Raw genomic sequence first — 17,351 nt, 5'->3', positions numbered from 1 at the left:
AGCCCGGCTGCTGCGGTTGAGGTGCCGTCTGGCTTGATGCATCAGCTAGCGCAGGACATTAAGCAGGCATAGAATCTTCCGGGGCAGGAGTATCCGGCTGATCTTCGCTGGTCTCGGTGACTTCCTCGACAATCACGCCCTCGAGAAACTGGCTGTGCTTTTCCTGCAGGTATTTTATCGCGGCGCTTTCGTCAGCGGAATGCTGCAGATGTTCCTGGAAGAACTGTAGGCGAGCGCGGTTTTCTTCGATAAGCTCGCCCCACGTCTTGATTCCGATGATGTGTCTCGGCCCTTTTGCGATAAGGCGCCGCTCTCGATCCGGTCCACTTTCAATCTCGTGCTTGGCAAAATCGTCGTAGGCATTCGAAACGAGCCAGAAGTGCCAGCGGACTCCATCGACGGTCGAAAATCGCTCATCGGAGGTGACAGCGATCGCATACTGTTTTGCCTGTGTGATTTCCTTGGCGCCGATCTTCACCTTGGGAGCCTTGAGTTCGACGATCATGTGTTCGATGTCGTTGGCGCGATGCCGCCGGGTGGAGCGCGAGAACATCAGGTCGATGATCCCACGCGCCTTACCGATCACCTTTACAGGCTCGTCGATCGAGATGTCCGGATCAAGATAGTCGCGATGCTTCTCGAGGACACGGCGAAGATCCTTGTCGCTCACCCATAAATTATACTCTTCGCCGAAAACCCACGTATTTTCAGCGAGTATCTTGTGAAGTTGTGTGCGCTCCTTCAGGCGCCCTTTGGTTTCGGGGTCGAAGACGATCGATTCGAGGGCCGAGATGAATTTGAGTCGGTCGGCGACTGTCTTGGCCGCAGTAATGATCGCGGATAGCGTGGTCTCCTGGAGAAGCGAAGCGAGTTCCTTCTGCTTGCGAGCCGGAAGGTCCAACACCTCCTTTAATATCAGCTGCAATTCCTCTGGTCCGCGCTCAATCGCGTTTCGAAGCATCCGAAGGTGTAACGCTTTCGCCTTTGCCGAGCTGATTCCGAGGTCAGGCGCGAGCTCTTGAACTTGGACCGCCACGATATCAAAGACCTGCCGTTCCACCTTTTCAACGGCGTTCTGCGGTGCGCCTCGATATGGATAGACGTCTTCGGCGATCCATTCATCGACGAGGGATCGAGCCTTTTCTGCCGCTTTGTCGCGGAAATGGTCTTTGATCGCGGACCGCGCATTTTCCACCGCCGCGCCAAGCAAAGGATCCATTTCCGAGAGCGCGACGCGTTCTTCGTTGTGTAGCTCTTCGACGTAGGTGGATTTCAGGTATGCGGAGAAAGAAAAGCCGGGAATGTGAAAGCGCGTCTCAACCTGATCGAACGGAAATCCGCCCGCCGAGCACAGATACAACACGCGGCGCGCGTCTGTTCGCCATTCAATGACCTCGAGCTCGACGCTGTGCTGGTGGCCTTCCGCGGTTTCGATTGGCGGAAGCGAAGCTTTATGGTGGCTGGCGATCACCTTCTCTGGATCGAGCCTCTGGCCGGCGACAGAGATGGATACCCCGCGATAATTCATGAGGTAGAGCGCGAAGATCTCGTTCAGGTCCTGAATGCCTTCGTCGCTCTCGAAGGTTCTGAAATCCCGCCGAAGGTCATCGATCTCGACGATGACGCCGGTCGAGCGATCAGGCGCGGGCACTTCCTCCGTGATGGTGACATCTGTGAGATCGGCTTCCAGGAGCCTGACCTCAAAAGCCTTTCGGCCTGATGCATCGTCGTAGCACACTTTCCAGGTGGCGGACTGGCCGAGGGCGAATGCCTTGTAGCGCCCGCGCCCTTCTTGTCCGTGGATCATGCGATGATTGCGCTTGGTCTGACGAATTTGACGCTTCCACGATCCGCCGAGATTGCCGAAGAGGGCACGCGCATCTGTGCGCGAAAAGCCGTCGCCATTGTCGTAGACGACGATCTTGGACATTCCGCCGGCTAGGTCGTTATGGACGAATTCCACCGAGACGTCGGTGGCGTCGCCGTCGAGGCTATTCCACAGCAATTCCGCGAGGGCAGGTACCGGCTTCGCTTTGGTCTGCCGCGCCAAAAAGTCATCTCGAACTGCAACGGAGACGTGTTCCTCGCCTGACATATTCCCTCCGGCCCTGACGACGGCCAACTTTACTTTCGATTCGACAAGTTAGGGTGTCGAGACCGGCCGAAATCGACGGCAATTGTGTTTATCGAGCCCGGTTTCATACCCTTCTGGCAAGAGGCAACTACCGTTTCTGCGACTTTCGACCGATGCGTCAATGGAAATTCCGTGTCTTTACCTTGATTGTGTCGATGTGCAGATCGGAATATAGATGTCGCGCGTGCGCAAGCCCTTGGGCGGCAGGTCGCGCGGATCGGGACCAGAGCTGCCGTTGCGGACCTGGTCGCAACTGCCATGCGGAAGCGGAAATGCCGCGTCGCGACTCCCGACGCTGGCGAAATCGGCCGAGAGGTCGGTGATCCGCTGCGCGACCAGGTGAACGACATCGCCCTCGCGCTGAATGCGGCCGCGCACGGCCATCATGCTGGCTGACAGGACGGCGCGCCGGTTCGCTTCGAACACCTTTGCCCAGACGACGAGATTGGCGATGCCTGTCTCGTCTTCCAATGTGATGACATGACGCCCTTGGCGCTGCTGGGGCGCTGGCGCACAAGGACGATGTCCGCGGCCTCCAGCCAACGTCCATCGCGAGCAGCCATAGCCTCGGCGCAGGTGACGATGCGCTGGCGCCGGAGATCTTCGCGGAGGAAGCTGAGCGGGTGCGCTCTGAGCGTCAGTCCGACATGTCCGTAGTCCTCGACGACTTCGCTGCCTGCCGTCATCGATCGCAAAGCGACCGCCGGCTCGTTCACCTCGGGCACGATCTCGGCTTCCCGCGCAGACTCGGCCGTGAAGAGTGGCAGCGGTTCGTCCCGGAGGGCTTTGATTGCCCACAGAGCGTCGCGGCGGGCGAGGCGCAGGTCCGACGGAAGGCGTCGGCCTCGGCCAGTTGAACCAACGCGGCTGACGGCACGCCGGCGCGCCGCCAGAGATCATCGATCGAGGAGAGGGGCTGGTCCGCCCGCGCGGCGACGATAGCGGCGCCGTGAGCGTTGGCGATTCCTCTGACCATGCGCAGGCCGAGGCGCACAGCGAACTGGCTATCGTCGTTCGTCGGCTCCAGGGTACAGTCCCAGCGCAAGGCATTGGCGCAGACGGGCCGAACATCGACACCGTGAGCGATAGCATCCCTGACGATCCGGGCTGGCGCGTAGAAGCCCATGGGCTGTGCATTCAGGAGCGCCGCGCAGAAGATGTCGGGATGCCAGCATTTGAGCCAGGCGCTGGCATAGGCGATCAGCGCAAAAGAGGCTGCGTTCGATTCCGGAAATCCGTAGGAGCCGAAGCCTTCGAGCTGGCGGAAGGTGGTCGGCGAAATCGCGCTCATAGCCGTTATCGACCATGATCAGCTTCTGCTTGAAGCTGGAAACACCGCCAGTGGATTTGAACGTGGCCATCGACTTTCGCAGCAGGTCGGCATCGCCGGGGATGAAGCCTGCGCACTCGATCGCGACGCGCATGGCCTGATCCTGGAAAACGGCACGCCGAGCGTCTTGCCGAGCACTTTCTCTAGCTCGGGTTTCGGGAAGACGACAGGCTCCAATCCGTCTCGGCGACGAAGATACCCAGCGAATCCGTAGGTTCGGACGACTTTTCCAAATTTTGGACAGCGGTTTCGGTAGTCTCCGTGATGTCGTCGCTGCTAGCCGCATAACGATCTGAAATCGTTGACGGAAAGGCCGCTTACGGAGGCGGTGCGTTGCTGGTGCGTTGCGGTTTGATGCAATAACCATTGGTGTTGGAAGAAGCGGCAAAGAGGATTTTCCAAACTGCAAACCGCATGGGTTTAGTCGTGGTGCGTTGTTAGCGGTTGACGGCCGGGAAATGGTCTTACGCTACGAGCCGGGATGTCCCGGATGCTCACTTTCGGAGACGGGCATGGCTAAAGCCACGCAAAAGCATGAACCGACCCTAGCTAGGTTCGCGGTAGGTATGGGTGGAATCCTATCGCAGTCCGAGACCGTCGTTAGAGCCTTTGGCCGGGACAGGGGGTTTATCCTCATGCTCTTGGCTGTGCTGGCCGGAGTGTTGGTGCCGCTAGGCACGTTGCTCTTGATCGCCCATGGGATCGCCCGACATATCGGTTGAGTAGTGGGGATAGTGGGTAATGTATCCCCTTGATCGATCTGTTTCTAATAAGTTGTCATGGTGATTTGCTGCAGCCTCTAGGATCAGACGATGAAACCTCGGGAAGTCCGCTTGCGTGAATTTCTCAGCAACTCGAATATAGCCACCCCTAAAAGCCCGCCATGGGTCCATAGCGCGCCGTCCAGCAAGCTCATCAAGATCATTCAGGATGAGAAGCTTGTGGCGATGAAGTGCGATGTCTTCAAGGGCGAAAAGCTCTGCTATCTGTTCGTGGGGCGGGCCGCATACAAGGGCAGGGACGCGCTGAACCCGGAGGCCTGGCAACTTCCGTCGGTGTTCGTTATGAGGTTTGCGACACCGCCGCCCATCAAGCGTATCTATCCCTTCGACACCGGCGCCTTCGATCGTAACAGGATGCCATCGTATCTCACAGCCTTCGACATGCAGAACTTCGAGCTCGGGTCCGACGATGCTTTGATCGGTAGGCTCATCTCCCTGTATTTCGATACCCCACGGAGGTACGTGGATCGCAAATCGGTCGATGAGGACAAGATCAAGGAAGAGCACGTTCTCGACATGAGTCATGCCGAAATCCTAGCTCTTGGGAAGTTGTATCGAGAGGGCTCAACCAAGAACTACGATGACCGCGCCGCAGCCATTGAGGTGCAAGTCGGCGAGGACATTCCTCTCCGCAAGCAGGATCTGCTCGGTGTGGTGATCCCAGAGGAGTACATGCGCACAGATGGCGTGCGTGAGTCGCTGCTCAAGCTCACAAAGTACATCGAAACCTATCGGTTGTTGCCGCTCAGTCTCAGCCAGCATTACTCGTCGATCTATGACGCCGTCGAACGAATCTACAAGAAGGCCGGAGTGAACATTTGATACCCGATGGGCTGAAGATGACCGCTGCGCTGCGGCTTTCTCCAGCCGACTCTATCGGCGTGCCAATATTCGAGGCGGGGAACGCGATGTACGTTCCCGAGATGGACGCTGACTACAATATCAGCGCTTTTCTCCTCTATGAGAACGTGGACCACTACGATGTAGTCCGGTATCTCCCGGATTCGTATCGAGACAGGCTGTTCCGCGTCGGCGATCCCGCACCGATCATCTTCTGGCACAAACAGGCGCCCTACATCATTGAAGGGGATGCTGAGAGAGCCAGATTAAAAGCCATGTTCGGGGTGGATGCGCTCACCCACCCATTACTGCGCGATCTGGGCGAGATGCTTGATGATGCGCGTAGTGGCAAGGTTAAGGCGCAACAAGAAGAATGGTTCGCTCAGGAGATCGAGGCCTCCTATAACGACGTGTTCTTGGAGGAGCCAAGCAGGACCAGGTACTGGGTCTCCCGGTATCGTGTGGCGTTGGAGAATGCGAGAAAACTGACGCAGCCACCGCACCCGATCGACGTCCGCTTGAGGCGGGCTTCCTCAAGGTGGCTTGAGCTGTACGCGACCAAGGCTGAATTCCCGATGCTTACATCGATCCTCGGTGAAGCGTCACAGGGAATCTATTCCCTCAAGCAGATCACAGACATCATGTTCGCTTACATGGCTCACCGGGTCGGGGCGGTCAGCAGCGTGGAGATAACGCGTTGGCTGGAGGACGATACCGTTCGAAGCCTCTTCGGGCGTGGCCTTTACGATATGTACCTGCTCGATGGCTGGCCGCACGTTCCATTCGAATACATCAAGCCGGACTTCCTCGGCCTCCTGAAGGAACGTTTGACGCAGGGATGGGAGCGTGAAACCTGGAAGGTAGCGCGGCTCGTGTCCGTGCTGATACTCGGAAGCAAGGAGGCCCCGCGGGAGATTGATGACCTCGCCATGGTCTACATGAGGGACGTTCTTCGGGACTACGAGAGGGCATTGTATCACGCGCAGAACAACTTCGGCCGCAATCCGACCTACAACGATGAGTTGCCGGTCGAAGTGGCCAAAACCATCGTGGAGAGACATGAGCAGGCGACCGACTTGAGCTGCATCATGCATGGCGATGACCGAATGAGGGGCAGGGTGCAACTCAACAGATTCGGACTCGATGAGGAGCAAGCCCAAATGTATCGAGACTATATCGCCAATTTTCGGACTTAGTTGGAAGTGCCTAGGGGTAGCCTAGGTCTGCGATGCGGCCTGATACGTCGTCTCTCGTCCTGCTCTTCGTCGGTGTCATAGTCGCCAGCGCAGCCTCGATTTCGCGCTGAGTGCGATCGCGAGAAAAGGACTGGAGGCGCTAAGCGCTCTGCCTGCTTATCGAGAGACGGCGACCGCCGTCTCGTAGTCGGACATTCTCAACTTTTGACCTCCGCTTTACCGCAGATGGCCGACATCGTCATCACCAAATGCGACATCGATGTCAGGAAGACTCGTCAGGCTGGATAACCCGGAGCCGAAATTCGAATGTCCGGCGATCAAAGATATCTTTCGAAGCCCGTGACCCTACGAGCTTGGGACCGCGTTCGCCTTCCTTGCTCAGGCTCTATCGGGTGCCGATCCTTCGCGCGGGTAGGCTGCTTTTTTCGAGACCCTCGGCTCCATGTGGTATCTTGGTGTCAACATGGATTCGACCATCTCCGCGCTCAGCGGGCCATAGCCAGACATCGACGGAACTGGGCGGCAAGACGATGACCGCAAAAGCTAAGGGAAACATCCTCGAGGACCTCGTCACGCTAGCCTGCCCCTCTCCCGAACTGCGCACGAACGAAAAGTGGACGTATCTGGTGCGGTTTCTGGTGCGGTCGTCGTGCTGAGGGCAACGGAGAGCAAGCAAGATATTGATATTCTTGGTGGGCCCGGCAGGACTCGAACCTGCAACCAGACCGTTATGAGCGGTCGGCTGACGCGATCTGGCAATATTTTCGCGCATCAATCTTCTCGCGCACTTCCGCGGCAGGTAGTTTACGGCAGCTTGGGCTGCTCACGCCCTATTGAACAGTTTCACCACTTGCTCCGAAGCTTGCCAGAGCTTGATGGGCATATGGCTTAACTCGATTGAAATTGCCGCAGCTTGGTTCGCGAACTTTTCAGAGCTGTTGAAGTGTCTTCATTATTGCGTTTTGTATCATCCGATCTGTCTCCAGCGCGCTTGAACCAAGCGACTGCTTTCGTGGACAAGGAGAGACCATGACGGATGACTCACTGGGGGAGGCTGGACGTAGACCGTCTAGAAGCCCGTTTTCGCCGACGAATGATCGCGACGAGAAAGTGGTCCCGTTTCGGGAGCGACTCAGCTGCACGGTGGACGAGGCCTGCACGGTAACGGGCTTGGGACGCACGAAGCTTTATGAGTTGATTGGATCGGGCCAACTTGCCACCACAACGATTGGGCGTCGGCGCTTGGTGATAGTGCGATCGCTTCTTGAACTTGTAGGCACAACTATTTCCGCGTGACCAAGCCTTAATTAGCCTGATGGGCGCGCTCAGCGCTGCGCACCTCCCTTGATCGGAATGATCCTCTTTGGATTGAGCCAGTGGTCAATCCGATCAGCCCAATGCTGCATCAGCTTTGTGCGCGAGCCGATCAGCGCGAGCGGTCCGTGCTTCTTGTAGAGACCTTCGACGGTAGAGCTATCGAGATGCGCGAGTTGCAGCTCGACGACATCACCATCCCACGCTTTGGCGTCCTTGATCTCTTCGTGGTGAGACAAGGTCGAGAAGGTGGTCCGAAATCCGTGGGCGCAATGTTCAGTCTTGGTGTCAACGCCAAGCAGCCGCAAGCGCTTGTTGAGCGTGTTGTTCGACAACGGCGTGTCCCTCGAGCAGGAGAACGCGTACCGGCGATGACCCGTTAGCTTCTGAACGCTCCTAAGAATCGCAAGTGCCTGGCGTGACAGAGGCACGACGTGGTCCCAGCCGGTCTTCATCTTGGCGGCTGGAACAGTCCAGCGTTCGGTGTCCCAATCGACCTCGGTCCACTCCATTTCGTTGACCATCCCGGGGCGAGGAACGGTCAGCGCGTCGAAGCGTAAGGCAAGGCCAACAACGTCACTAAACCTCGCTCTCGTCCACGGTTCGCTGATGAGCTTGAAAACGCGCGTCACGTCGCGTGGTTCGGTAACGCCAGGACGCGGCGTCGAAATGTTGGCGATCATCTGCCCCTTCAGGTTGCGGAATGGATTGTAGCCGTCGCCTTCGACATCGGCATAGTCGCAGATTTGCTCACCGATGCTGCGCACGCGGTCGCGCGTTTCCAGCTTTCCCTCGGTTTCGTATGAACGCATGAATGCGAGAACGTCCGGGCGCTTGATGTCCAGCCTAGATAACTTGCCGAAGCGAGCTTTGACGTAGCTGACACGCAGCTCGAGCACCTCGATGGTCTTGGGGGCGCGCACCGCGACGATCCTGCCGCGTTTGACTTTTTCGATTTTCTTCTTTGCGAGCCACTCCTCGGCCCATTGTCCGAAAGAGCGGGCGGCCGTCTGCCTATGCTTGTCGAGCTGCTTCTCGGTGCTCGGGTCTTTGCCTTCCTTGAGCAGGTCTTTGGCCTTGTTACGCTCTCGCCGCGCGTCGGCGAGCGAGAAGGTGCCATCCTTGCCGTTGCCGTAAGGGCCGATGGAGTAGGTTTTCCGACGGGTGTTGAAGCGGTAGTCCATCCGCCAGAGCTTCGAGGCAGCGTTGCCGGGCCTCCTCTGATCCGGCGTGACGAAGAGATAGAGACCGCCGCCGGTCACGTCGGAGATCTTGGCGGGGCTCCAAGTGCCACTGTCGAATTTCGGTCGCGCAGCGCGGCAGTCGACGTCTGTCTTGATCTGCTTAGGAGTGGCGCACACGCTATCATTCTCGTCAGGCATCTGCTCAAAATCCCCTCGTTCGGAGCGCAAGTCGCCGTGAACGTCTGTTCTCTAGATACCGTCAAAAATACCGACAAATTGGGCGGCTGGTGTCGGATGAGAACAAACGGTGACGAACACCGATGTATGAAAAAGTGCCTATTTTTCAAGGGGTTTGAGCGCAGCGCGGACAGCTGCGGACGCTTGGGAACGAGCGTGAACACCCGAGTTGGTGCCCCTGGCCGGAATCGAACCAGCACTCCTTGCGGAACTCGATTTTGAGTCGAGCGCGTCTACCAGTTCCGCCACAGGGGCCCTCGGTCGGCCCCTTCCTTAAGGGGAGGGCGTCGCGAAGCCGGCGGACTATAGCCATGGGCATGGCGGGGTCAACCCGCGCCAAAGTGATGCCGGCCGTTCTCGACAGCCGCCTGGGCCGGGGCTAGAGGCATGGGAGCGCGACCGATCGGAAAGAGGCTGCCGTGACGACCCAGAGTGCTGCAGTAGCTGCGTTCAAGCCGGCGGCCACCAGCCCCGCGCTGGCCGCCTCGCTTGGGGTCACCCTGATCGCGGCAGCGACCATCGCGGGCGCCTGGTTCTTCCAACTCGTGCTGGAGATCCTGCCCTGTCCGCTGTGCCTGGAGCAGCGCTACGCCTACTACCTCGTCATCCCGGTCGGTGCGCTGACGGCGCTTGCCGCCCGGAGCGGCGCGCCACGGCCGCTGCTGCTGGCGGGGCTCGCGATCCTCGTACTGGTGACGCTCGCCAATGCCGGCCTCGGCACCTATCACTCCGGCGTCGAATGGGGATTCTGGAAGGGGCCGACCGACTGCTCCGGTCCCGTCATCAATCTCGGCAACGCCGCTGATCTGCTGTCGAAGCTCGATACCGTGAAGGTGGTCCGCTGCGACGAGGTGCAGTGGCGCTTCCTCGGCCTCTCGCTCGCCGGCTACAACGTGCTGATCTCGCTGTTGATGGCGGCGATCGCCGCGTGGGGATTTGTGCGGACGGCGAAGCGCTAGACTTCAATCGTCCACGTCGTCCTGCGTGCGCCCGAACAGGTGCACGATGCCCGGCGTTGCGATCGTGACGAACACGAAGCGCGACAGATGATGGGCGCCGACGAAGATCGGGTCGATGTGCAGCGTCAGGGCCAGCGCCAGCATCGCGTCCATCGCGCCCGGTGCGAAGGCGACGACGACGTCGGAGAACTTCACCTGCGTGGCGAGCGCGACGATGCCGACGAAGATGGCGGAGACGGCGATCGCGACCGCAAACGAGCCCAGCGCTGCGTTGATGTGACCGGCGAGCGTCTTGATCCGCATTTTCGCGAAACGGCTGCCGATCAGGGCGCCGATGCCGACCAGCGCCACGCCGCGCACCCAGTCCGGCAGGCCGCCCTCGACCCAGCCGCCGCCGTGCAGCACGCTGGAGCCGATCATGGCGCCGAACATCCAGCTCGCGGGAAACTTGATCAGTCGCAGAACGAGCGCCGCAGCCAGCGAGGCCGCGACCAGCGCCGCGAGCCCGAGCGGCGAGGCGATCGTGCTCGTCAGCGACGGCGCGGCGGAAGGCGCCACGCCCGCGATCGCCAGCACCATCGGCAGCGCCGCCGTGAGGATGATGACGCGCATGGTCTGCACCACCGCGATGCCCGGCAGGTCGGCGCCGCGCTCGACCGCCAGGATCGTGATCTGCGACAGCGCACCGGGGCTGCCGGCAAGGAAGGCCGAGGTGCGGTCCCAGCCATGGATGCGCTGGAGGTAATAGCTCGAGCCGAAGGTCGAGCAGAACGTGGCGAGCGCGAGCAGGCCGATGGTGAGGGGGTAGGCGCTGACCTGCTGGATCAGATGGCGCGAGACGACCGAGCCCAGCGAGATGCCGAGCAGCACCAGCACGGTCTGGGTCAGGATCGGCGGCAGCGACAGCTGGCGGCCGGCGATCGCGGCGATGCCGACCGCGATCATCGAGCCCGAGATCAGGCCGCCGGGAAGGTGTGCGAAGAGAAATACGAGACCGCCGGCGGTGCCGATGGCAAGCGTCTCCACCGTGCTCAGGATCTTGGCACGGCTTGGCCATTCGATGGGCAGGGAGGCGGTGATTTGCTTCACGCCACCTTATCGCAAATCGGCGAGAGGCGCACAATTGCGGCTACGTCATGCCGCAATGCGCACGCCCCTCGCAGATGCTCGCGAACCGTATTGCGACGGATTTACTTCTTGTCGGCAGCGGGCGCAGCGGTGCCGGCCTTCGCTTCCTTCATGCACTCGCGGCGGAATTTCTTGCGCTCCTTGCCCTTCAGCCCCTTGGCGTCCGCCTGCTTGGAGCATTCGAGCGACTCGGCCGAGCGCTCCTTCGGCGCCTTCTTGTCGGCAGTGGCGGCGGCATCGGTCTTGGCGGCCGGCGCGGTGGCCTGCGCGAAGGCGGCGCCGGAGGCGAGCAGGGAGGCGAGAGCGACGGCGGCGAGGCGAGAGGCGAGGGTCATGATGTTGCACTCTTCTTGGGGGAATTGCGAAGAGCTGGGAACGTCGGCTCGCGATGCTGAACGCGACATGAATGAGTTGAACGGCGCGATCACTATATTTTTGCGGCGAAAGCCGTCGCTTCCTTGTCGCGAGCGGGCGGCACGCTAGGATAGCAATCCTCGTTTCACTTCCCCAAAGGAAAGTCCAGGGGAAGGTCGTGGGAAGACCAAGGAGGAGACAACGGATGACCATTCAAGCAAAATTGTTGTGTGCGGTTGCGGTGTCGGGCTTCGCCATGCTGGCCGTCTCCGCGCCGGCCCAGGCTCTGACCTCGCAGGAGTGCAGCGCGAAATACCAGGCCGCCAAGAAGGACGGCTCGCTCGGCACCATGAAGTGGAATGACTTCCGCAAGGCCCAGTGCGGTGCCGATGCGACCCCTGCCGCTGCGCCGACCGCCGCGGCTCCGGCCGCGCCTGCGGCTCCCGCCGAACCGAAGCAGGCCAAGAAGGAGGCCGCCCCTGCTGCGGCGCCGACGCTGCCGGCCGGCCCCGCGATCTATCCGAACGCGGTCGATCCGAAATACGCCAAGGAGTCCGCCGGCAAGGCCCGCCTGCACACCTGCGTCGATCAGTACAACGCCAACAAGACCACCAATGGCAACGGCGGCATGAAGTGGATCGAGAAGGGCGGCGGCTATTACAGCGAATGCAACAAGAAGCTGAAGGGCGCGGCCTGAGCTTCGAGGCGACGTGACGCGATGGCCGGAGCACCGCTCCGGCCATTTTCGTTGGTCCCGATCGCCTAGTCCAACAGCTTCTCGGCCGATTTCGCCACGAGCTGCGAGCGCTTGCGCGGCCCGCGCTCGACGAACAGCAGGCTCTGGCCGAAGATGAAGCAATAGAACAGGAAGGCCTGCGCCTCGGCCGCCTCGGCGTCGAGGCCGGTCGCGCGATAGAGCTCGGCGACGTGCTTGAGCCGTGCTGCATCGACGTTCGCCACGGCCGCCGCGGCGTTCTCGTCCGAGCGAGCCCATTGCCGGATCGCGAGCTCGATCGCCATGCCTTCCGGGTTGAGCCGCTCGGAATAGAGCTGGATTACCGCCTTCAGCCGCTCGCGCGGTGCCTGCCCGTCGAGGCTCGTCTGCTGCGCGATCGATGCCGCGCGCCCCTCGCGCCAGCGTTCCAGCATCGCCCCGAGCAGCGCGGCGCGGTCGGCAAAGCGGCGGTAGAAGCCGCCCTTGGTGACGCCGAGATTCTTGGCGAGCACCTCGACCCTGACACCCTCGACGCCCGAGCGGGCGAGCTCGGCAAACCCCGCCTCGACCCAGACATCGCCCTTGCCGTCGCTCATGGAGGAAACCTCACCGGTTCTTGATACGGTGCCGTATTGCTAACGCAGGACGCGCCTGATACGCTACCGTATCAAGAATGAAAAAGCAGGAGGATTGCCGATGGAGCAGGAGGCGAGCTATCGCGGCACGGTCTATCCGTGGCAATGCGACCATGTCGGCCACATGAACATCATGTGGTATGTCGGCAAATTCGACGAAGCCAACTGGAATCTGTTCGCCCGCCTCGGGCTGACGCCGAGCTACCTGCGCAGCTCCGGACGCGGCATGGCCGCGGTCCAGCAGAACATCGCCTACAAGCGCGAGCTGCTCGCCGGCGACACCGTCGAGATCCGCAGCCACCTGCTCGAGATTCGCGACAAGTCGATCCGCTTCCGGCACGACATGCGGAATGCAGAGACCGGCGAGATCGCCGCGACATGCGAGATCACGGGCGTGCATATGGACCGCCAGCTGCGCAAGTCCGCGCCGTTCACCGATGCCATTCGCGAGATCGCGATGAGGCATCTCGCCGAGCCTGCCGAGGTCTGAGCCATGGCCGCGTTCGAGCCGAAAAACCCGGGCTATCGTGCGGCGACCATTGCCATGTTCGACGCTCAGCCGGCGATGCGCACGCTCGGCGTCATGATCGTTCGTCTCTCGCCGGGCGAGGTCGAGCTGGCCATGCTGCATTCTGCCGCCTTCACGCAGCAGAACGGCTTTATTCATGCCGGCATCATCACGGCGGGGCTCGACAATGCCTGCGGCGTCGCCGCCTTCACCCTGATGCCGGAGGAGGCCGACATCCTCACCGTCGAGTTCAAGACCACGCTGCTGGCCCCCGCCCGCGGCGAGCGGTTCGTGTTCAAGGCGGAGGTGGTCAAGCCCGGCCGCACGCTCACGTTCTGTGAGGCCAGGGCATTTGCCGAGCACGAGGGCAAGACCACGCTGATTGCCACCATGAGCGGGACGCTGATGGCGATGCTGTCCCGCGAGGCTCCGCAGACGCCGCGCATGTCCTCCGCCCGGCACGGCGATTGACACGCCTGCCGCCGGCATTCCCGGATGCGGCATTCATGCTCGCAGGCCTCGTTCCCGGTCCCGCTCGCTGGTGCGATGACATCGCCGTCGCGACACTCTATATGGTCGGTAACAATTCCCGGTCCTGAGCCGTATTTGGCGAGGATGGGACCGAAACGGGACGAGATATGACTGGATCTGGAAACAAGAGCCGACTGGTGACGACGCGGCGTTCGGCGCTGACGCTGATCGGGGCGGGTGCGCTCGCGGCCGGCGGCATCACCTCTGCGCTCGCAGCCGCCGACGATGACGAGGTGCTGACCGAAACCAAGGTGCTTCGCGATCCCGATACGCCCGTCGCCGGCAATCCCGACGGCAACATCACCATCGTCGAATGGTCCGACTACAATTGTCCTTATTGCCGCAAGCTCGAGCCCGAGCTGCGCCAAGTCGTCCAGGACGACGGCAAGGTGCGGCTGGTGATGAAGGACTGGCCGATCCTCGGGCCGGTGTCGGTCACGGCGGCGCGGATCGCACTCGCGGCGAAATACCAGGACAAGTACCATCAGGCCCATGACGCCATGATGGGCGTCAGCTCGCGCCTGACCGAGCCGCGCATCAACGAGCTGCTAGCGGCCGCCGGCGTCGACATGGACCGCCTCAAGCGCGATCTCGCCGGCCATGGCAGCGACATCGATGCGCTCCTCAAGCGCAACAACGAGCAGGCCGAGGCTTTCGGCTTCCGCGGCACGCCGTCCTTCATCGTCGGCAAGTACCGCGTGCCCGGCGTGCTCAGCATGACCGAGTTCGAGCAGGTCATCGCCGATGCCCGCAAGGCCAAGATGAACTGACGCGGCATCGTTTGCCGTCAACACAAAGGCGCCGCCGCGGACCCGCGACGGCGCCTTGTTCATTTGGTCGGGACGTTATTTCTGCGAGATGCGGATCCAGTCCTTGTGTGCGCGATCGCGCAGCGCATCCCAATCGGCCTTGGCGACATCCCAGTTCACGATGGTGCGATTGGTCGTTGCGACCTCGCCATTGGCGACGGACGAGGTCTGCATGGAGTCGTAGACGTAGACGCCGCCGGCAAGAAGCAGGGCGCCCAAAATCATTCCAAAAAACGTTCTCATAGCGAACCTCCGGTGACGCGCCGATAACGTCGGCACCGCGCGATGGTTCCGCGGCCATGCGGCGCATCTAAGGACAGGTCGTTCATTCCCCATTCAGCCATTGCAGCAGCTTCGCGTTGATCTCGCGCGGATAAGTATGGCTGAGATCGTCGATTTCACGGTAGGTGACGTCAGCGCCGGCAGTGGAGAGCGCGGCCTGGGTCTGCCGCGCGGTCTGCACCGGAAACATCCAGTCGAGCTTGCCGTGGGTGATGAAAACCGGCAGGCCCCTCATTCGCTCGGCATCCGCCATCTCCGCCATCAGCGGATGGAAGGTCGCCGAAACCGGCGCAAGATGCGTGAAGGGCGAGGCGCCGTCGAGGCCCGTGACGTAGCAGAAGGTGCCGCCGTCGCTCATGCCGGTCAGAAGCATGCGGGAAGCGTCGATGCTCCAGCGGCTGCGCACCGTCTCGAGGATGCGCATCAGGTTTGGCGTGTCGGAATCGTCGCCCATCAGCGCCCAGGTCGGTCCGGTCGCGGTCGGTGCCACCAGGATCGCGCCGAGGCTGCGCGCGTCGCGCAGCCAGCTCCACAGGAAGCCGCGGCCGTTGCCGCTGCCGCCATGCAGCGCCATCACCAGCGGCATGGCGCGATCGGGTCTGTAATACTCGGGCACGTAGACCGAGAAGCCGCCGCGGCTGCCGGGCTCGTTGTGGTCGTGGAAGATCCCGGCGTGCTCGCCTGGGCCGACTTCCAGCCGCGAGAGCAGGTCGCCGTTCTCGCGATTGGCGTCGTTGAGGAAGAAGCTGCTCACCGGCGGAAACTGCGCCGCCAGCGGATACAGCGCCTCCTGCGCGCGCGGGACGTGGCGCAGCGCGCGGAACACGGCGACGAGATCGCCATTGCCGCGCTCGACCTCGCGAATGCCGGCGAACGCCGCGCGCGTCTCGCTGCAGGCGCGGTCGAGCCGCTCGCGCAGCCCGCCGAATTGTTCCGGCCAGTCTCCGATCGCCGTGTGTGCCTTTTGCAATGCTTCGTCCGGCGTGCCGATCGCATTCATCACCGACGCGAAGGCCAGCGGGTGCAGATGCCGCTGGAAGAACCCGAGCGCTTCAAGTGCATTGAGCAGCGGCGGCAGCACGGCCACGATATCGTCGATCACGGCCTCGCTCATTGCAGCTTCCCTTGGCGGCTTCCCCTGGTAGCGTTTCTTCAGCGCGGGATCAGTGCAGCTTCGGCGCCTTCAGCAGCTTGAAGCGGTCGGTCGAGGTCACCGTGACGTCGAAGGTGACGCCTTCATGATGCACGGTCAGCGGCACGTCGACGCCGGCGGCGCCCAGCGCCCACATCTTCTTGTAGAAGGCGGTCTGGCTCGTGACCTTCTCGCCGTCGACGGCGAGGATGACGTCGCCGGTCTTGAGCTCGGCGCGGGCCGCCGGGCCGTTGGCGGAGATGCCAATCACCACCACGCGGTTGTCGATTTCGGTCGAGTAGAGCCCGAGCCAGGGCCGCGACGGCTTGTTGACGCGGCCGAACTTGCGCAGGTCCTCCAGGATCGGTTTCAGCAGGTCGATCGGCACGATCATGTTGACGTGCTCGGCCTTGCCGTCGCGCTCACGCTCGAGCTGGAGCGAGCCGATGCCGATCAGCTCGCCGCGCTCGTTGAGGAGGCCGGTGCCGCCCCAGTTCGGGTGCGCGGGATAGGTGAAGACGGCTTCATCCAGCAAATATTCCCAGTAGCCGGCGAATTCCTGCTTGGCGACGATCTGGCTCGCCACCGATCGGGTGCGGCCGCCGGCGCCGCCGACCACGACGCGGTCGCCGACACGCGTGTCGGCCGAGTTGCCGAGCGGCAAGGGCTCGACGTCGAGACGGCCGAGCGCCTGCACCAGGCCGAAGCCGGTGACGGAATCGAATCCAAGCGCATGGCCCTCGACGACCCTCCCGTCGGCGAGGTGCAGCCACACCGATTCCGCTTCGGTGATGAGATAGCCGATCGTCAGCACCAGCCCATCGTCGATCACGACGCCGTTGCCGGCGCGCTCGGTGCCCAATGTTTCGGCGCTGAAAGCGTCCGGCGGGATGATGGCGTGCAGGCCGACGACGGAGCCGAGCGCGCGGTCGAGATCGAAGCCGTAATCGCTCGCTCGCGGCTGATTGGCCGGCGGCACTCTCCATTCGGTCAGAGCGGGCATGGAGTTCTCCTCGCTGAGCAATTGGGTCGCCACAGCTGGCAGGACGACGCCTCGAAGCACGCATAATTTATGCCGGAGATGGCCGTCTTGAAAGCCTCGTTCGCCAACTATTGCAGAGAACGCCATGTGAAATGTTGGAAAGGCATGGAAACGCCTTGGTCACAGGCAGATGACCGGCGCGATCCGGCACCGGCTGCATGGCTGCCGTCCCGCGAGGTGCTAGGCGGGCCGCAATGAAGCTGCTAACCATTGCCGCTTCGTTTGACCAAGAGATCACG

The 17,351-nt window shown here is 61.7% G+C and carries 16 protein-coding genes, 2 tRNA genes and 1 pseudogene; 8 read left to right on the top strand and 11 right to left on the bottom strand.

What is annotated here, in order from left to right:
* Positions 1 to 58: 58 nt before the first annotated feature.
* Together A7X65_RS38925 and A7X65_RS41160 are read right to left on the bottom strand one after the other, a co-directional pair.
* Positions 59 to 2,095 carry an ATP-binding protein gene (locus tag A7X65_RS38925; protein ID WP_082885216.1) on the bottom strand — a complete coding sequence of 679 codons (2,037 nt, stop codon included), beginning with the start codon at positions 2,093 to 2,095 and terminating at the stop codon, positions 59 to 61.
* A 157-nt stretch (positions 2,096 to 2,252) separates the two neighbouring features.
* Positions 2,253 to 3,662, bottom strand: a pseudogene (locus A7X65_RS41160) (helix-hairpin-helix domain-containing protein); the annotation flags it as partial.
* Between the two features lie 635 nt (positions 3,663 to 4,297).
* Between A7X65_RS41160 and A7X65_RS38905 the strand changes: the two are divergent.
* Positions 4,298 to 5,068, top strand: a complete 771-nt coding sequence (locus tag A7X65_RS38905; RefSeq protein ID WP_145669962.1) for a hypothetical protein — start codon at positions 4,298 to 4,300, stop codon at positions 5,066 to 5,068.
* A 17-nt stretch (positions 5,069 to 5,085) separates the two neighbouring features.
* Positions 5,086 to 6,282: a hypothetical protein gene (locus tag A7X65_RS38900; protein WP_063694704.1), complete on the top strand. Its 1,197-nt coding sequence runs from the start codon at positions 5,086 to 5,088 to the stop codon at positions 6,280 to 6,282.
* A gap of 690 nt (positions 6,283 to 6,972) precedes the next feature.
* On the opposite strand, the gene A7X65_RS42355 is transcribed toward A7X65_RS38900, so the two are convergent.
* A tRNA-Met gene (locus tag A7X65_RS42355) sits at positions 6,973 to 7,113 on the bottom strand.
* Between the two features lie 198 nt (positions 7,114 to 7,311).
* Between A7X65_RS42355 and A7X65_RS43960 the strand changes: the two genes are divergently transcribed.
* Entirely contained in the window at positions 7,312 to 7,578 is a 267-nt protein-coding gene (locus tag A7X65_RS43960) for a helix-turn-helix domain-containing protein (RefSeq protein WP_145669961.1), read from the top strand.
* A gap of 29 nt (positions 7,579 to 7,607) precedes the next feature.
* Here A7X65_RS43960 and A7X65_RS38895 read toward each other — a convergent pair whose 3' ends face one another.
* Both A7X65_RS38895 and A7X65_RS38890 read right to left on the bottom strand, forming a co-directional pair.
* Positions 7,608 to 8,978, bottom strand: coding sequence for a tyrosine-type recombinase/integrase (locus A7X65_RS38895; RefSeq protein ID WP_063694703.1), 1,371 nt, complete (start codon positions 8,976 to 8,978; stop codon positions 7,608 to 7,610).
* Positions 8,979 to 9,187: 209 nt separating this feature from the next.
* Positions 9,188 to 9,272, bottom strand: a tRNA-Leu gene (locus tag A7X65_RS38890).
* A 164-nt stretch (positions 9,273 to 9,436) separates the two neighbouring features.
* On the opposite strand from A7X65_RS38890, the gene A7X65_RS38885 reads away from it, so the two are divergent.
* Positions 9,437 to 9,976 carry a disulfide bond formation protein B gene (locus tag A7X65_RS38885; protein ID WP_063694702.1) on the top strand — a complete coding sequence of 180 codons (540 nt, stop codon included), beginning with the start codon at positions 9,437 to 9,439 and terminating at the stop codon, positions 9,974 to 9,976.
* A gap of 3 nt (positions 9,977 to 9,979) precedes the next feature.
* Here the strand turns inward: A7X65_RS38885 and A7X65_RS38880 are convergent, their stop codons facing one another.
* Complete coding sequence (locus A7X65_RS38880; RefSeq protein WP_063694701.1) at positions 9,980 to 11,065, bottom strand: AbrB family transcriptional regulator; 1,086 nt, start codon at positions 11,063 to 11,065, stop codon at positions 9,980 to 9,982.
* Positions 11,066 to 11,166: 101 nt separating this feature from the next.
* Positions 11,167 to 11,439: a PsiF family protein gene (locus tag A7X65_RS38875; protein WP_063694700.1), complete on the bottom strand. Its 273-nt coding sequence runs from the start codon at positions 11,437 to 11,439 to the stop codon at positions 11,167 to 11,169.
* Positions 11,440 to 11,663: 224 nt separating this feature from the next.
* Here A7X65_RS38875 and A7X65_RS38870 point away from each other — a divergent pair, with 224 nt between their 5' ends.
* Entirely contained in the window at positions 11,664 to 12,155 is a 492-nt protein-coding gene (locus A7X65_RS38870) for a hypothetical protein (RefSeq protein WP_063694699.1), read from the top strand.
* Between the two features lie 65 nt (positions 12,156 to 12,220).
* On the opposite strand, the gene A7X65_RS38865 is transcribed toward A7X65_RS38870, so the two are convergent.
* The gene (locus tag A7X65_RS38865) at positions 12,221 to 12,769 is read right to left on the bottom strand and encodes a TetR/AcrR family transcriptional regulator (protein WP_063694698.1); all 549 of its coding nucleotides are present in this window, start codon (positions 12,767 to 12,769) and stop codon (positions 12,221 to 12,223) included.
* A gap of 100 nt (positions 12,770 to 12,869) precedes the next feature.
* Here A7X65_RS38865 and A7X65_RS38860 point away from each other — a divergent pair, with 100 nt between their 5' ends.
* The 3 genes from A7X65_RS38860 (at position 12,870) to A7X65_RS38850 (ending at position 14,617) form a co-directional block, all read left to right on the top strand.
* A complete protein-coding gene (locus tag A7X65_RS38860; RefSeq protein WP_063694697.1) occupies positions 12,870 to 13,298 on the top strand; it encodes an acyl-CoA thioesterase in 429 nt (142 codons plus the stop codon).
* Positions 13,299 to 13,301: 3 nt separating this feature from the next.
* Entirely contained in the window at positions 13,302 to 13,787 is a 486-nt protein-coding gene (locus A7X65_RS38855) for a PaaI family thioesterase (protein WP_063694696.1), read from the top strand.
* Positions 13,788 to 13,954: 167 nt separating this feature from the next.
* Positions 13,955 to 14,617: a DsbA family protein gene (locus A7X65_RS38850; RefSeq protein WP_063694695.1), complete on the top strand. Its 663-nt coding sequence runs from the start codon at positions 13,955 to 13,957 to the stop codon at positions 14,615 to 14,617.
* 75 nt (positions 14,618 to 14,692) lie between these two features.
* Here A7X65_RS38850 and A7X65_RS38845 read toward each other — a convergent pair whose 3' ends face one another.
* The 3 genes from A7X65_RS38845 to A7X65_RS38835 form a co-directional block, all read right to left on the bottom strand.
* Positions 14,693 to 14,899 (bottom strand): hypothetical protein, encoded by a 207-nt coding sequence (locus A7X65_RS38845; RefSeq protein WP_063694694.1) that lies wholly within the window; start codon positions 14,897 to 14,899, stop codon positions 14,693 to 14,695.
* Positions 14,900 to 14,981: 82 nt separating this feature from the next.
* Positions 14,982 to 16,052, bottom strand: a complete 1,071-nt coding sequence (locus tag A7X65_RS38840; protein WP_063694693.1) for a carboxylesterase family protein — start codon at positions 16,050 to 16,052, stop codon at positions 14,982 to 14,984.
* Positions 16,053 to 16,101: 49 nt separating this feature from the next.
* Positions 16,102 to 17,073 (bottom strand): S1C family serine protease, encoded by a 972-nt coding sequence (locus A7X65_RS38835; RefSeq protein WP_063694758.1) that lies wholly within the window; start codon positions 17,071 to 17,073, stop codon positions 16,102 to 16,104.
* Positions 17,074 to 17,351 lie beyond the last annotated feature (278 nt).

The organism is Bradyrhizobium stylosanthis, from assembly GCF_001641335.1.
Classification (GTDB): Bacteria; Pseudomonadota; Alphaproteobacteria; order Rhizobiales; family Xanthobacteraceae; genus Bradyrhizobium; species Bradyrhizobium stylosanthis.
Note: the sequence above shows the minus strand (reverse complement) of the source record. Positions and strands in the feature narration are given on the sequence as shown.